Raw genomic sequence first — 14,565 nt, forward strand, 5'->3', positions numbered from 1 at the left:
CCTGGGCCAAGGTTTCCACGCCCGGCGATCTACAGCGCCGCGCGTCTTTCAGACGCGCAAAGGACGCTGTAGCATTTCGAATGACTGCATAATTTCATCCTTAAATCGGTTTACGAATTAAGGAATTATGCAGTGGTTTTGCTATCAGCAGACCCTCTCAGCGTAGGGGCTGCTGTCGCGGCAATGGCCGTAGGCCGGATGAGCCGGCATGGTATCGCCGGCCGGGGCGGCAATGGCCGATGTCGTCATCGGGTCCGTATTGCCGGAAGAATATGCGGCAAAACCCGCAAAGCTCAAGAGAACCAGCGCTCCGACCACGACAATGCGCTCGAACGCCGAAAGTTTCTGGGCGCTGACATGATCTACATAATCGCGCTCGCCTAAACCGGCGGTTTCGTCCTCTTTTACATGGAGGGTCACCATATCCTGGCGACGGCTTAAAGTTTCACAATCTGTCATTTAATTACTCCTGCAACACATGCGGAGCCGGGGTCTCAGAGCAAACTCTCACCCTCGTGCCGAACCGGCTTCGCATGCGAGCAGCATGTGTGTCTTCGATCGTGGCAATTGAAGGGGCGATATTCAAACTCAGTGTTCAAAAATTCGTACCAATAAAAGCAAAATATCGTGAAGCTCTGGTTCACCGGAATGATCCGGGGTAGTCCAGACAGGAACATCTCTCTTCTGGATAGTCCCATGAGCAAATCCTTCGGCGCGATGTCGGTCGCGCAGCTTTCGGTCCTCATTCAAGGTGGCGCGGCCGATCCGGTCGAGGTGGCCGAGGCGGTCTTCGATTCCATCGCGAATTATGCCGACAAGGCGGTCTTCACCACATTGCTCGAAAGCCGGGCGATGGAGGAGGCGCGAGCCTCTTCGCGACGTCTGCGGGAAGGGCGCTCGCTTGGATTGCTGGACGGCATTCCGATTGCCTGGAAGGATCTTTTCGACATTGAAGGCCTGCCGACGACGGCAGGTTCCGTCGTTCTGGCAAAGGATATGCCGGCCAAACGCGATGCGGCTGTCGTCGCTTTGCTGAGACAGGCGGGCATGGTCGCCGTCGGACGCACCAATATGAGCGAGTTCGCCTTTTCCGGCCTCGGCATCAATCCGCATTACGGCACGCCGGTAAATCCGCGCGGCACTGATCTGCCGCGCATTCCGGGCGGCTCATCCTCCGGCGCTGGTGTCGTCGTCGCGGCCGGGCTGGTGCCGGTCGCCATGGGCACCGATACTGGCGGCTCGGTGCGTATTCCCGCCGCTTTCAACGGTATCGTCGGCTACAAAGCAACACGCGGCCGCCACGCGATGGCAGGGGTCTATCCGCTGGCAAGGAGCCTGGATTCGCTGGGACCGCTCTGCCGCAGCGTCAGGGACGCGGTCTGGATCGACGCGGCGATGCGCGGCCTGACGGCGCCCGACGTCGTTGAGCGTCCTCTGCAAGGGCTGGAACTCATCGTGCCTGAAAATATCGCCTTCGATGGCGCTGAAGCCGGCGTCGTCGCCGCGTTCGAGGCAGCTCTGGGACGTCTTCAAAAGGCCGGCGCCAAGGTTGCCCGCACCGTCATCCCCGCCTTCAACGAGATATTCGATCTGATGACGAGATATGGTCCGCTGGTCACGGCGGAGGCTTTCGCACTTCACCGCGAGCGCTTGGCAGGACCGGACGCGGACAGCATGGACCACCGTGTCGTCATGCGCACCCGTCTCGGAAGCAAGACGACGCTGCCCGATTACCTGGCGATCCTCGAGGCGCGCAGCCGCCTGATCGTCGATGTCGAGCGCCTCGTCGGCGACCGGCTGCTCGCCTTTCCGACCGTCGCCCATGTCGCGCCGCCGATCGGGCCGTTGGAGCAGGATGACGAGCTGTTCTTCGCGACGAACAACAAGACGTTGCGCAACACCGCGCTCGGCAATTTCCTCGACTGGTGCGGCGTTTCCATTCCCTGCGGTACGGGCGAGGCTGGCATGCCTGTTGGACTGCTGCTTTCGGCCACCCCCCATCGCGATGAGGCGCTGCTGGGGATTGCCCTTGCGGCCGAGGCGGTCATCCGCGACGATTTTGCCTGAATTGGCAATTGAACCGCCGGGTTTTAGTTGCCATTGATGGCATGAGGAGATCCCGGAGGAAAGCAAATGCAGGTTTTGCAAAACGGACGTTTCGCGGTTTCGACATGGTCGCTGCATCGGCTGCTTGGCGCCATTCATGCCTATAGTCCCGATCCCGACAAAAGCGCTGCGCCGAAAGAGCCCTACGGACCCGGTGCCGCAGCGCTGATCGACGTGCCGGCGGCGCTCTCGGCGCGCGGCATCAACCGGCTGGAGGTCTGTTCCTTCCATCTGCCGAGCCTCGACGCCGGCTATATAAACGACTTGCGTGGCGCGATGGCGGCCTCGAAGGTGCTGTTCCAGACGTTGCTCGTCGAGGATGGCGATCCGAGCCATCCGGAGACGGCCGAACGCGACGTCGAATGGATGGCGGAGTGGATCGACATCGCCGCAGCCCTCGGGGCTGAGAGGATGCGCGTCATTGCCGGCAAGCAGAAGCCGACGGAGGAAAACCTTACCCGTGCCGCCAACCATCTGAACTGGCTGGCCGGAAAGGCCGAAGGCAGCGGTGTGCGTGTCGTCGTCGAGAACTGGTTCGACCTGCTGCCGTCGCCCGTCGAGATGAACTGGCTGCTCGACCGGCTGGATGGCAGGGTCGGCCTCAACGGCGACCTTGGCAACTGGCCGGCGCCAGCAAAATATGTAGGCCTTGCCGATATCATGGGCCGGGCGGAAATCTGCCATGCCAAAGCCGATTACGGCGTCGCCGGTCTCGACACCGAGGATTACCGCAGGTGCCTGGAGATGTGCGAGAGAGCCGGTTATGACGGTCCCTTCACGCTGATCTACGACTCGCCCTTCTTCCCTGACGAATGGGACGGCATCCTGCTGCAAAAGGCGTTCATCGAGGATTTCCTGCGCGAGGCGCCGGCGCGCAAGACGGCTTAAATCAGAAGCACTTCTCGCTCATTCCTAGAGCATGATGCCGAAAAGTGTGAGCGGTTTTCGGACGACATCATGCTCTAACTCTATAATGTAGAACAGGATTCAGATTTTAGGCCGACCCGGCCTAAAATCATCCTGTTCTAGCGTGGGAACCTTTGGTTTTCCTCCAGCACGTTCAGATCCATGTGGTTGCGCATATAGCGCTCCGAGGCTTTCTGCAGCGGCTGGTAGTCCCATGGATAATAGGCCCCATTGCGCAGCGCCGCATAGACCACCCAGCGCCGCGCCTGGCTTTCGCGCACGGCTGCGTCGAAATCGGAAAGATTCCAGCGCCGGCCGGCCTGTTCGACAAGCCTTGCTAAGATCTCGGCATGCGCCGGATCGGCCGCCAGATTGTCGAGTTCCTGCGGATCGGTCTCGAGATTAAACAGCATCGGCGGGTCCTTGTCGCAAAGCGAGAGCTTGTATCGTCCGTCGCGGATGCAGACGAGCGGTGCCTCGGAACCCTCCGCGGCATATTCCATCGGCACCGCGCCGCGGCTGCCGGTGCCTTCCGCAAGCGCTGCGAGATCCTCGCCCTCGGTCCATGGCTTTAGCGAGGCGATATCGATCCCGGCAAGACCCGCCAGCGTCGGCGTCACGTCGAGGGTGGAGACAGGCTGGTCGATCCGTCTGGGCTGCCAGCCGGGTGCTGCGATCATCAGCGGAACGCGGGCCGATCCTTCGAAGAAGTTCATCTTGAACCAGAGGCCGCGGTCGCCGAGCATGTCGCCATGGTCGGAGGCAAAGAGGATGATCGTGTTTTCGGCCATGCGGCTCCGTTCGAGGACGCCGAGAATGTCGCCGATCTTCTCGTCGACATAGGAGATATTGGCGAAATAGCCCCGCCTTGCCCGCCTGATCTGCTCATCGTTGATGTCGAAAGCGTCGTGATCGCAGGCTTTCATCAGACGCTGCGAGTGCGGGTCCTGCCGCTCGAAGGCAATCGGCGCAACCTCAGGGTCAAGTGCCGGGCAATCCTCGTAGAGGTCCCAGAATTTGCGGCGCGCGACATAAGGGTCATGCGGATGGGTGAAGCTGACGGTCAGACACCAGGGGCGCTCGTCATGACCGCGCGAGAGATCGAATAGCTTGCGGCCGGCGTGGTAAGCGACCTCGTCGTCATATTCCATCTGGTTGGTGATCTCGGCAATCCCGGCGCCGGTGACTGAACCCAGATTATGATACCACCAGTCTATGCGTTCGCCGGGTTTGCTATAGTCGGGCGTCCAGCCGAAATCGGCCGGGTAGATGTCCGTCGTCAGGCGTTCCTCGAAGCCATGCAACTGGTCGGGGCCGACGAAGTGCATCTTGCCGGAAAGTGCGGTCTGGTATCCGGCCGCGCGCAGATGATGCGCATAAGTCGGAATATCAGAGGCAAATTCCGCCGCATTGTCATAGACGCGGGTTCGGCTCGGCAATTGCCCGGACATGAAGGAGGCCCGCGCCGGTGCGCAGAGCGGGCTTGCCGTATAGGCGTTGGTGAAACGCACGGAGCGCTCCGCCAATGATTTCAGATGTGGCGTATGCAGGAAATCGGCAGGGCCATCGGGAAAGAAAGTGCCATTCAACTGATCGACCATCAGGATGAGGATATTCGGACGCGCCATGTGAAATTGTCTCCTATGGTCTCAAAGGCCGGGCCGATCTTCCTGGAAGGGGACGTCCCTTGCTATTTGCAGATCTTATCAAAACCACTATCATACCTCTTGTAAAGCCAGCTTTTTTTGATGCTTGCCAAAAGGATTTTTTATGCCGGACCGCCTGCCTGAGCTGGGATGGATGCGCATCTTCGCTGAGGTCGCAAGGCTCGGCAGCTTTTCGGCCGCGGCGGCAGTTCTCGGCCTCACGCAGCCTGCCGTCAGTTATCAGATCCGACGGCTGGAAGAGCAGTTCGGCGTCGCCCTGCTGCGCCGGCTGCATCGCGGCGTCGAGTTGACCGCGGAGGGCGAACGGCTTTTCCAGGTTGCCGCCAAGACGGTTGCTGACGTCGATGCCCTGGCGCGCAGTTTCCGCACCGAGGCTCAAAGGCCGGTCGTCAGACTGAGAACCGACTATGCCTTTTCAGCGCTCTGGCTGATCCCGCGCATGCATGGCTTTCGCCTGCTTCACCCCGAAACGGATATACAGATCGTCGCGACGCAGCGGCTCGAGCCCGGCTTTCGTGACGACGCAGATGTGGCGGTGGTTTTCGGCACAAAGGCGGAATTCGGTGCCGTCGGATCACTTCTGCTGCAGGAAAAGGTGGTGCCCGTCTGCACGCGAGGCTTTCTCGATCGCAACGGCCCGTTCGACGATCCGCAGCAGCTTGCCAAGGCGATCCTGATCCATCTCGATTCGCCGACGCCATCTCCCTGGTTCGACTGGCGAAGTTATTTTGCCGAATTCTCCGTAACTCGCGATCTCCACGCCGGCCGCGGTGATGTCAGTTTCAACACCTACTCGCTGGTCGTCCAGGCGGCTCTCAGCGAGCAAGGCGTGGCGGTCGGCTGGATGGGGCTGGTCGATACGCTTCTCTCCACACAAATGCTGGTGGAAGCCGGGCCGCCGCTCGAGGCACGCGACCGCGGTTACTGGCTGATACCGCCGCGATCGGCCAATATTCACAGCGAGAGGCTCAGCAGCTGGCTGGTGGATGAAGTCGGCCGCATATGACATTCGGACCGAGGCCGGTGCCTCATCGTATCCGGAATATGTTCGCTCCCAGGAGAGAAGCCTTGTCATGACCGATGCCGATCGACATTGTGGCATCGATTCATAGGGAGGGCCGAAGCATGCCGCGAACCGTCGGATACGTCGTTGGACTGCTCATGATCCTCCTGGGGCTGATCTGGATCGCACAGGGAAGCGGTTATTTTCCCTATCCCGCATCCAGTTTCATGATCAACCAAAGCATCTGGGTTCTCTGGGGAGGCATCATGGCTGCAGCGGGGATCGCCGTGACGGTCATTATTTCACGGCTGCGCAGGAGAGGATGAGCCGGCAACCCGTGCATGGCTTTGAGGGAATTCGACATCGAAGAGTTCCTCAAGATGAAATATCTGGCCGCAGGCGGCCTGTCGAACTGAGGAGAATGGCATGAGCGCAGCTGAAATCGACGGCTTTGCGGACCGGATCAGGCAACACCGGGGCGGCATGATCTCCGCCTGGGTCGGTATTCCCGACGCCACGCTCGCCAATCACCTGGCGCAGGAGGCTTTCGACACCATCGTGCTGGATATGCAGCACGGCATGTGGGACATGCCCTCGGCAGCGAACGCCGTGGCCCAGGTGCGGCTTGCCGGCAAGCCGGCGCTGGCGCGCATACCGGTCGGCGATTTCGCGTCCGCCTCGCGCCTGCTCGATGCCGGTGCCTCCGGCATCATAGCGCCGATGATCAATTCGGCCGAAGACGCGCAAGCCTTCGTCAAGACCACGAAATATCCGCCTCTCGGCGAACGCAGCTGGGGACCGTCGCTGGCGCTCAACCATACCGGCCTGTCGGCCGATGATTATCTGAAGAACGCCAACGCGCTGACCGTCGCCATCGCCATGATCGAGACCCGGGCGGCACTCGAGGCGATTGACGGTATCCTCGGCGTTGCCGGCATCGACGGTATCTTCATCGGCCCCTCCGACCTTTCGATCGCACTCTCGAACGGCGACCAGGTTGCGCCGAACGCCGCCGAGATCGACAGCGCCATGCAGCATGCGGTTTCGCGCTGCCGCGCCCATGGCAAATTCGCCTGCGCCTTCGCCGCCGACGGCGAGCGGGCGGGCGAGCTACTGAAATTCGGCTTCGATCTGGTCATTGCCGGTGCCGAGACCGCGCAACTGCGCTCCGGCGCTCGCCGCGCCATCAATGCCGCCCGCAGGATCGCGTCTGCTTGAGCGTCATTTCACTGGTTTGACGGCCAGCCAGATGACGTGGCGGGCGCCGCCGCGTTTGCCGTTGGCGCGCGTGTTGACCACATCGACGGCAAAACCGCTGCCCTTGAGACGTCGGGTGAAATCGGGGTCCGGACCGGACGACCAGACGGCGAGCACGCCGCCGGGGCGCAACGCGTCGCCGGCGGCGCGAAGGCCAGCGAAATCGTAGAGCCGGTCGTTGGATTTGCGGGTCAGGCCATCAGGGCCATTATCGACATCGAGCAGGATGGCGTCATAGGCGCCTTTACCGGAACGGATCGCCTCGCCGACATCGCCCTGGTGGATACCGACGCGCGGGTCGTCGAGACAGCCCTTGAAGACCTCGGCCATCGGCCCGCGTGCCCAGGCGACCACGGCCGGCACCAGTTCGGCGACGGTGACGCCGGCATCTTCCGGGAGGACGGCGAGAGCGGCGCGCAGGGTAAAGCCCATGCCGAGGCCGCCGATCAGGATCCGCGGCTTCGGATGCGTTTTGATCCGATCCCAGGAAAGGGTCGCCAGCGCCTCCTCCGAGCCGCTGAGGCGGCTGTTCATCAGCTCGTTGGCGCCGAGCATGATCGAAAACTCGCTGCCGCGCCGCTTCAGCCGCAATTCGCCGTTTTCACCGGGAATGGTCGCGGAATCGAGCTGGATCCAGAGCAGCATGACGGTATCGCCTCATCTGAAAGAGACCGTCCCCTAGCATGGGGCGCCAGATGAGGCCAGCAAGCCGGCCTCAGATCATCCGCATGAAATGATCCTGCTCGAATTCGACGATGTCGTCCCGCGGCACGGCCGAACGGCGGCGGATGTCCTCCACCTCGTCGGGCCTCAGCCGGGCCTTCGGGTCGTCGAACCGGACTTCGGGATCGGGCACGGCCGAGAGCAGCAGCCTTGTATAGGGATGCAGCGGATTGTCGATCACCTTGGCGACGCTGCCCCATTCGACGATCTGGCCGGCATACATCACGGCGATGTCCTCGGCGACATAACGGGCGGTGGCGATGTCATGGGTGATATAGAGCAGGCCGAGATTCATCTCCTGCTTCATCTCGTTCAACAGGTTCAGCACGCCGAGGCGCACGGAGACGTCGAGCATCGAGGTCGGTTCGTCGGCGACGATTACCTCCGGCTTGACGGCCAAGGCGCGCGCGATGTTGATGCGCTGGCGCTGGCCGCCGGAAAGCTCGTGCGGATATTTCGGCGCGACGAGATCGGGATCGAGCCTGACGCGCCGCAGAAGTTCACGGATCGCGGCGTCGATCTCGGCCCCCTTGATCTCCGGGCGGTGCAGTTTGAGTGGCCGCCGGAGATGATGGGCGATGGTGTGGGCCGGGTTGAGCGAGGCGAAGGGATCCTGGAAGATCATCTGCACCGAACGGCGGTAACGGGCGATCTCGGCGGATTTCGCCGCCTCGACAGGCCGGCCCTTGTAGAGAATCCGGCCCGATGTCGGCAGATATTCGCGCATCGCCATGCGGGCGCAGGTGGTCTTGCCGCTGCCGGATTCGCCAACGAGCGCCAGCGCCCGGCCGGCATGCAGCGAAAACGAGATGGCGCGCGCCGCATGCACGGCCCCGAAGCCATGGCCGAAAGTCTTGGTCACCTGGTCGAGTGCGAGAATGGCGTCTGTCATAGCAGCACTCCTCCACGCAGCGAGGGGAAGGAAGCCCAGAGCTTTTTCGTGTATTCATGCTTGGGCGTCCTGTAGATCGCCTCGGCCGTGTTCTGCTCCACCAACTGGCCTGATAGCATGATGCCGATGCGGTCGCAGAATTGCACCATCAGCCCGAGATCATGGGTGATGAACAGCACGGAGAAGCCGAAGCTGCGGCGCAATTCGTTGATGCGCTGCAGGATCTCGCGCTGGACGACGACGTCGAGCGCCGTCGTCGGTTCGTCCATGACGACGAGCTTCGGATTGAGCGCCATGCAGATGGCGATAACGATGCGCTGGCGCATGCCGCCGGAAAACTGGTGCGGATAGTCGCGCATGCGATCCGGCGCGATATCGACGAGGGTCAGCATCTCGGCGGTGCGCTCACGGGCTTCCGTGCGGCTCATCCCCTTGTGGGTGCGCAGCATGTCGTAGAATTGCGTCTCGATGCGCAGCACCGGGTTCAGCGAGTTCATGGCGCTCTGGAACACCATGGCGACCTCGCGCCAGCGGAACGCACTGAGCGCCTGCCTGTTGAGGCCGAGCACGTCGCGACCGTCGAGCAGGATACGGCTCTCCTTGCGGATCAGCGCCGGCGGTTTGTGCAGGCGGCTGATGGCAAAAGCGATGGTGCTCTTGCCGCAACCGGATTCGCCGGCAAGGCCGAAGACCTCGCCCGGCGCGACGTCGAAGCTGACATCGTTGACGGCGCGGAAGTCCTTCTCCTCGCCGATATAGTCGATGGTGAGGTTCCTCACTGAAAGCAGCGGCTGCGTCACAGGCGGCCCTCCCCGGAGCGGACGAGCAGGGACCAGCGCTTCAGGTGATTGCCGGTGCGCAGCCGCGGATTGGCGATCTCGTCGACAGCGAAATTCAAGAGTGACATGCCGATACCGAGGAAGGCTAGTGCGAAGCAGGGGGTGAGAATATCCCACCAGGCGCCGACCGAAAGGGCCGAGGCCTTCTGTGCATTGTAGAGCATGGTGCCCCAGGAGATCGCTCTCGGATCGCCGAGGCCGAGGAACTCGAGCGTCGCCTCGGTGATGATCGCGAAGATGACGCTGCCGATGAAGTTGATGCCGACGATTGAAATCACATTGGGAAAAATCTCGAATGTCATGATACGCCATTGCGGCTCACCCATCATCTCGGCCGATTTGACGAAATCCTTCTGCTTGACGGAGAGCGTTTCGGCGCGGGTGACGCGTGCGCCCCAGGCCCAGGAGGTGGCGCCGAGGATAAGGGCGATGACGAGAGGGCTTGCCTGGCCGATGAAGGCGGCAAGCACCAAGAGCAGCGGCAGGTTGGGAACGACGAGTACCATATTGGTGAAGAAGCTGATGATCTCGTCGGTCTTGCCGCCGCGATAGCCGGAGATGATGCCGAGTGCGGTGCCGACGAGCGTGATCAGCAGGCCTGCGCCGAAGCCGACGGCAAGCGAGGTGCGGGCACCGTAGATCAGCCGGGCGAAGACATCCTGGCCGATGCGCGTGGTGCCGAGGATATGATCGAGCGATGGCGGCTGGTGCGGCCGCCCGGTGCGGGCGGCGGGATCGTACTGCGTCAGCAGCGGCGCTGCGATCGCGACGAGGACGATGAAGGCGATGATGACGAGACCGACGAGCGCCTTGCGGTTTCGAAGCAGGGTCTTCATCTCACGCTCCCTTCAGCCTGGGATCGAGCAGCACATAGCTGACGTCGACGATAAAATTGGCGATCAGCATGGTTGCGGTCATGATGAGGAGCTGGCCCTGGATGACAGGGTAGTCGCGGGCGAGGATCGCCTGGTAGAGAATGTTGCCGAGGCCGGGATAATTATAGACGACCTCCGTCACCAGCGATCCGCCGAGGATGGTGCCGATGGCGATGGCAAGGCTGGAGACGGTCGGCAGCAGGGCGTTGCGCGCCGCGTACCAGAGCATCACATGCCGATCCGAAAGGCCCTTGGCGCGGGCCATGACGATATAGTCCTCGCCGAGCAGATTGATCATGTTGTTGCGCATGGTGACCGTGAAGCCGCCGATCAGCACGGTGCAGAGCGTCACCATCGGCAGGATGCCGTGGTAGGCGAGGCTGCCGATATATTGCAGGCTGAAGGCGGGATCGAGCGATGGGTCGGCGGCATAGCCGTTCGGAAACCAGCCGAGCGTGAAGCCGAAGATGAAGAGCACGATCAGCGAGGTGACGACGGCCGGCACCGAGGTGGCGAAGATCGCGCCGACGGAGACGATGACATCGAACGTGCTGCCGCGTCGCCAGGCGGCGACGATGCCGAGAAAGGTGCCGATCGCGAAGCTGACGATGGTCGCTGTGCCCATCAGGCCGACGGTCCAGATGAGCGCATTGCCGAGCACGGAGGTGACGGGCAGCGGGAAATACTTGATCGAGCGGCCGAGATCGCCGGTGAAGATGCTGCCGAGATAGGTGAGGTATTGTTGCCAGAGCGGGCCGTCGACGAAGCCGAAGGTGAGTTTCAGCGCCTGCAGGCTTTCCGGCGGCAATTCGGTGCCGGCGCTTGAGAACATGATCTGCACCGGATCGCCCGGCATCAGACGCGGCAGGAAGAAATTGATCGTCGCTGCCGCGATGAAAGCTGCCATGTAGAAGACGAGGCGGCGAAGCAGAAAAGCCATGGGGACTCCGTCGTGACGGAGCGGCGCTTTACGCCGCTCCGGAGGATTGCGATGCTTACTTGACCGGCTCGAGGGCCAGCAGGTTCAGCAGGCGTGCCGGGTTGGTCCGGGAGATCGACGGATTGACGAAGGGGTTTTCCTTGGTCGACCAGCCGCTGAAGCGCTTGGTGTTGTACTGATACCAGTTCGGATTGTTGAAGACGGGAATCATCGGCATGTTTTCAGCGACGATGCGTTGCGCCTTGTTCATCGCGTCCTTCTGCTTGGCAAGATCGGCGGTATGAGTGAACTCGGTGACGAGTTTTTCGACCTCCGGATTGAACCAGCGCTGCGCGGTGAAGCGGGTCTTGCCCTTGTCCGAGGCGCTGAAGGCGCGCTTATAGGGGTAATAGGGCGAAGCCGATGCCGGCAAGCTGTTGATCGCCGCATCGAAGGTGCCGTTGATGAGGTTGCCGGTCCAGACGGCTTCCTCCGGCGTTTCGATCTTGGCGTCGAGGCCGACAGCCTGGATGCCTTCCACGGCGATGTTGACTGTGTCGACCCAGTCCGTCCAGGAATTCGGGACAATGATGGAGAAGGAGATCTTACTGCCGTCGGGATTGTCGCGGAAGCCGTCGCCGTCCTTGTCCTTGTAGCCTGCCTCGTCGAGCAGGGCCTTGGCTGCATCGGCATCATAGGTTGCAAACTTCCCGAAGTCGGCTTTGACGGACGGGTCCGCCCAGCTCTTGTAAAGCTCGCCCATCAGGCCGGGGTCTTCGTTCAGCGTCGGATAGCCGTAGCCGGCGACGTCGATCATCGTCTTGCGGTCGAGCGCCATCGAGACAGCACGGCGGAATTTCAGGTCGTTGAAGGCCTTCTTGTTGTTCTCGTTTGCCGTTTCCAAGTTGAACAGAAAGGCGACCATGCTGCTTGGCGAATACCAGTAATGGAAGTGCGCCGGATCCTTGGAAACATAGACATTGTCGATATCGGGAATGAAGGAGACGCCCCAGTCGAGCGTGCCGTCGGCCGTTGCCGTCAGGATCTGGTTGTTGTCGGCAAGCTGCGGGAAGCGCATGCAATCGACCTTCAGATGAGCGTTGTCCCAATAGTGCGGGTTGCGGCACTGGTCATAGGTCTGGCCGGTGAAGCGCGGCACTTCTGTCAGCGGGCCGCTACCAACAGGGGTCTCGTTGGCGAAAGTCACGGGATCGGCGACGTCCTTCCAGACATGTTCCGGAACGATCGGTAGCTGCGAGATCTGTTCGGCCGCAAGCGAGCTCGGATTGGCGAGCGTGAAGCGCACCGTCTGGCCGTCGACGGCCTTGATATCGGTGACGAAGGTCCAGATGCTGACGAAGTCGAGCGCCGGGAATTTCTTCAGGTAATCGTAGGTGAACTTGACGTCGGCTGCCGTCAGCGGCTTGCCGTCAGACCATTTCAGGTCTGAGCGCAGCTTGAATTCGATGCTCTTCAGATCATCGGAGAGCTTGAAGCTTTCGGCCAGGCGATAGACCGGCTTGTTGCTGTCGAAGCGGTTGAAGACGACCAGCGGCTCGTAGATGAAATCGAGCGTCGACTGGCGCGCCGAGGTCTGGTTGAACGGGTTGAAGTTGCGAACCCAGGTCGTCGCCGGTTCGATATTCGCCGTCAGCACCGTTTGCGCCATGGCGGATCCGGAAAGCAGCGTTAGCGCGGCGGCAAGAAGATATTTTTTCAAGTTTTTATTCCCCTTTTCTTATGCGGTGAGAGATGAGGTGCCGGTCAGGAGACCAGCGCGCTTGCAAACATGTCTTCGACTTCAGTATGGGCGGCGCGGACATCGATCTTGAGATTGCCGAGGCGGGCCTTGCCGGCGGTGATGCGCTTGAGGGCGGCTTCGGTCAGCGGACGGGCGGCCTTGGCGGCTGCTTCGCTTTCCGGGATGTCGCCATGGCTGTGGAGCGCGATGTCGAAGCCTGCGTCGAGCACCTGTTTGACGCGCTCCGGAAGGGTGCCGGAGAGCGACTGCATGAAGATGCAGTCGGAAATCAGCACGCCGTCATAACCCATGTCGTTGCGGATCACGTCGTGCATAACAGGCGAGACGGACGCCGGCAGCTCCGCGTCATAGGCCGAATAGACGACATGGGCGACCATCGCCCAAGGCGTATCCTTCAGCGCCACGAAGGGCTTGAAATCGGTGGCGGTAAGCGTCTCGCGGCTGGCATTGACCACCGGACGCTCCTTGTGGGAGTCGAGCGTCGCACGGCCATGGCCGGGTATGTGCTTGATAACAGGCATGTTGCCGGTCTCGAGCAGGCCATCGACCACCTCGCGGCCGAGGGCAGCGATGAAATCGGGATCAGGGCCAAAGGAGCGGGCGCCGATGACCGCGCTCGTCGTCTCGAAGACGAGATCGAGAACGGGCGAGCATCCGCTGGAAAGGCCAAGTTCCGTCATCATCGCGCCCATGGCCTGGGAGGAAAGGCGCAATGCTTTTTTGCCGAGATCGAAATCGCGGCGCGCAAGTTCGGCGAACTGGCCGAAACTGCGGAAGAGCGGCCAGGGGCCGGCATCGAGATGCTGGACGCGGCCGCCTTCCTGGTCGGTGAAGACAGGCGCGTCGTCGCGGCCGACGGCTTCGCGGAAGCGCTCGATCAGCCGCCTCGTCTGCTCCGGCTCGCGCTGATTGCGCCGGCCGACGAAGAGGCCGAGCGGATTGGTGTCGCGAAAGAGGGCGAATTCATCATCCGAGATAGTGGGATTCGGAAGGCCGACGAAAAGGGCGAGCGGGGTCGAGAACAATTCTGGTGCTCCGGGATCAGATGGTCATTTCGGCATACTTCTCAGCATGCCTTCGTAGATGCCCTTATCGGGGGCGGGGATGACGATTGCGCCTGCGGTCCTGGCGTAGAAATCGACCGGCCCGGCATCGCCGATGAAGGCATAGGCGTGACCGAGCGCCTTCATGGTCTGAAGGCAGGCGGAAAAGAGGGCGAGCCCGATCCCTTTGCCGCGCGCATCGGGATCGACGCCGGTCGGGCCGAAGAAGCCGCGCGCCGTCGTGTCGTAGCAGGCAAAGCCGAGCAGCTTGCCTGCTTCAACGGCGATCAGGCAGGCAACGGGCTGGCGGGAAAAGGCGACCGCGACTTCGCTGGCCCAGTTCTCGCTGAACCGTTCGCGAACCCAGCTGACGATAAGATGCAGTTCCGGTGGGAGGGCCGGACGGATGGAGATGCCGACATCGTCGGCTTTGCTTTTCAGGTCGGCGAGCTCTGTGGAATATAGGCTCACAAGCAGGTCTGGCACCTGTCAATCCTCCAGTTATTCCGTTATTGCAGAACATATCCCCTTTTAGTGTCATAGACTTGGCTATCCGGCCGGGCTTGTCAACTA

Annotated in this window: 15 protein-coding genes; 5 read left to right on the top strand and 10 right to left on the bottom strand. The window is 61.7% G+C overall.

The window, feature by feature from the left end:
- Positions 1-144 precede the first annotated feature (144 nt).
- Entirely contained in the window at positions 145-423 is a 279-nt protein-coding gene (locus HFO71_RS32360; protein ID WP_017958038.1) for a hypothetical protein, read from the bottom strand.
- Positions 424-696: 273 nt separating this feature from the next.
- Between HFO71_RS32360 and HFO71_RS32365 the strand changes: the two genes are divergently transcribed.
- Both HFO71_RS32365 and HFO71_RS32370 read left to right on the top strand, forming a co-directional pair.
- Positions 697-2,067, top strand: a complete 1,371-nt coding sequence (locus HFO71_RS32365) for an amidase (RefSeq protein WP_168340052.1) — start codon at positions 697-699, stop codon at positions 2,065-2,067.
- A gap of 66 nt (positions 2,068-2,133) precedes the next feature.
- Complete coding sequence (locus HFO71_RS32370) at positions 2,134-2,994, top strand: sugar phosphate isomerase/epimerase family protein (RefSeq protein ID WP_168340053.1); 861 nt, start codon at positions 2,134-2,136, stop codon at positions 2,992-2,994.
- A 137-nt stretch (positions 2,995-3,131) separates the two neighbouring features.
- Here HFO71_RS32370 and betC read toward each other — a convergent pair whose 3' ends face one another.
- On the bottom strand, positions 3,132-4,640 hold the full coding sequence (gene betC / locus HFO71_RS32375; RefSeq protein ID WP_168340054.1) for a choline-sulfatase: 1,509 nt from the start codon (positions 4,638-4,640) through the stop codon (positions 3,132-3,134).
- Between the two features lie 142 nt (positions 4,641-4,782).
- On the opposite strand from betC, the gene HFO71_RS32380 reads away from it, so the two are divergent.
- From HFO71_RS32380 to HFO71_RS32390, 3 genes are all read left to right on the top strand, one after another.
- Positions 4,783-5,685 (top strand): choline sulfate utilization transcriptional regulator, encoded by a 903-nt coding sequence (locus HFO71_RS32380; protein ID WP_168340055.1) that lies wholly within the window; start codon positions 4,783-4,785, stop codon positions 5,683-5,685.
- A 119-nt stretch (positions 5,686-5,804) separates the two neighbouring features.
- Positions 5,805-6,008, top strand: a complete 204-nt coding sequence (locus HFO71_RS32385; RefSeq protein WP_077980274.1) for a hypothetical protein — start codon at positions 5,805-5,807, stop codon at positions 6,006-6,008.
- A 100-nt stretch (positions 6,009-6,108) separates the two neighbouring features.
- The gene (locus tag HFO71_RS32390; RefSeq protein WP_077980118.1) at positions 6,109-6,900 is read left to right on the top strand and encodes an HpcH/HpaI aldolase family protein; all 792 of its coding nucleotides are present in this window, start codon (positions 6,109-6,111) and stop codon (positions 6,898-6,900) included.
- Between the two features lie 3 nt (positions 6,901-6,903).
- Here HFO71_RS32390 and HFO71_RS32395 read toward each other — a convergent pair whose 3' ends face one another.
- The 8 genes from HFO71_RS32395 to HFO71_RS32430 form a co-directional block, all read right to left on the bottom strand.
- Positions 6,904-7,584 carry a spermidine synthase gene (locus tag HFO71_RS32395; protein WP_168340057.1) on the bottom strand — a complete coding sequence of 227 codons (681 nt, stop codon included), beginning with the start codon at positions 7,582-7,584 and terminating at the stop codon, positions 6,904-6,906.
- 70 nt (positions 7,585-7,654) lie between these two features.
- The gene (locus HFO71_RS32400) at positions 7,655-8,554 is read right to left on the bottom strand and encodes an ABC transporter ATP-binding protein (protein WP_168340058.1); all 900 of its coding nucleotides are present in this window, start codon (positions 8,552-8,554) and stop codon (positions 7,655-7,657) included.
- On the bottom strand, positions 8,551-9,354 hold the full coding sequence (locus HFO71_RS32405; RefSeq protein ID WP_168340059.1) for an ABC transporter ATP-binding protein: 804 nt from the start codon (positions 9,352-9,354) through the stop codon (positions 8,551-8,553). Before HFO71_RS32405 ends, HFO71_RS32400 begins: the two co-directional genes overlap by 4 nt.
- The gene (locus HFO71_RS32410) at positions 9,351-10,229 is read right to left on the bottom strand and encodes an ABC transporter permease (RefSeq protein WP_024320030.1); all 879 of its coding nucleotides are present in this window, start codon (positions 10,227-10,229) and stop codon (positions 9,351-9,353) included. Before HFO71_RS32410 ends, HFO71_RS32405 begins: the two co-directional genes overlap by 4 nt.
- Before the next feature lies 1 nt (position 10,230).
- Positions 10,231-11,208 (bottom strand): ABC transporter permease, encoded by a 978-nt coding sequence (locus HFO71_RS32415; RefSeq protein WP_077980113.1) that lies wholly within the window; start codon positions 11,206-11,208, stop codon positions 10,231-10,233.
- A gap of 55 nt (positions 11,209-11,263) precedes the next feature.
- Positions 11,264-12,856, bottom strand: coding sequence for an ABC transporter substrate-binding protein (locus HFO71_RS32420; RefSeq protein WP_376778088.1), 1,593 nt, complete (start codon positions 12,854-12,856; stop codon positions 11,264-11,266).
- Positions 12,857-12,951: 95 nt separating this feature from the next.
- On the bottom strand, positions 12,952-13,974 hold the full coding sequence (locus HFO71_RS32425; protein ID WP_168340061.1) for a glycoside hydrolase family 3 protein: 1,023 nt from the start codon (positions 13,972-13,974) through the stop codon (positions 12,952-12,954).
- Positions 13,975-13,998: 24 nt separating this feature from the next.
- Positions 13,999-14,478: a GNAT family N-acetyltransferase gene (locus HFO71_RS32430; protein ID WP_168340062.1), complete on the bottom strand. Its 480-nt coding sequence runs from the start codon at positions 14,476-14,478 to the stop codon at positions 13,999-14,001.
- Positions 14,479-14,565 lie beyond the last annotated feature (87 nt).

The sequence above is a fragment of the Rhizobium laguerreae genome (genome assembly GCF_019778565.1).
GTDB lineage: Bacteria > Pseudomonadota > Alphaproteobacteria > Rhizobiales > Rhizobiaceae > Rhizobium > Rhizobium laguerreae.

Excerpts from the sequence above, each read along its gene's own strand:
- HFO71_RS32360 (WP_017958038.1), bottom strand. The coding sequence starts at position 423 with ATGGTGACCCTCCATGTAAAAGAGGACGAAACCGCCGGTTTAGGCGAG.
- HFO71_RS32365 (WP_168340052.1), top strand. The coding sequence starts at position 697 with ATGAGCAAATCCTTCGGCGCGATGTCGGTCGCGCAGCTTTCGGTCCTC.
- HFO71_RS32370 (WP_168340053.1), top strand. The coding sequence starts at position 2,134 with ATGCAGGTTTTGCAAAACGGACGTTTCGCGGTTTCGACATGGTCGCTG.
- betC (WP_168340054.1), bottom strand. The coding sequence starts at position 4,640 with ATGGCGCGTCCGAATATCCTCATCCTGATGGTCGATCAGTTGAATGGC.
- HFO71_RS32380 (WP_168340055.1), top strand. The coding sequence starts at position 4,783 with ATGCCGGACCGCCTGCCTGAGCTGGGATGGATGCGCATCTTCGCTGAG.
- HFO71_RS32385 (WP_077980274.1), top strand. The coding sequence starts at position 5,805 with ATGCCGCGAACCGTCGGATACGTCGTTGGACTGCTCATGATCCTCCTG.
- HFO71_RS32390 (WP_077980118.1), top strand. The coding sequence starts at position 6,109 with ATGAGCGCAGCTGAAATCGACGGCTTTGCGGACCGGATCAGGCAACAC.
- HFO71_RS32395 (WP_168340057.1), bottom strand. The coding sequence starts at position 7,584 with ATGCTGCTCTGGATCCAGCTCGATTCCGCGACCATTCCCGGTGAAAAC.
- HFO71_RS32400 (WP_168340058.1), bottom strand. The coding sequence starts at position 8,554 with ATGACAGACGCCATTCTCGCACTCGACCAGGTGACCAAGACTTTCGGC.
- HFO71_RS32410 (WP_024320030.1), bottom strand. The coding sequence starts at position 10,229 with ATGAAGACCCTGCTTCGAAACCGCAAGGCGCTCGTCGGTCTCGTCATC.
- HFO71_RS32415 (WP_077980113.1), bottom strand. The coding sequence starts at position 11,208 with ATGGCTTTTCTGCTTCGCCGCCTCGTCTTCTACATGGCAGCTTTCATC.
- HFO71_RS32420 (WP_376778088.1), bottom strand. The coding sequence starts at position 12,856 with ATGGCGCAAACGGTGCTGACGGCGAATATCGAACCGGCGACGACCTGG.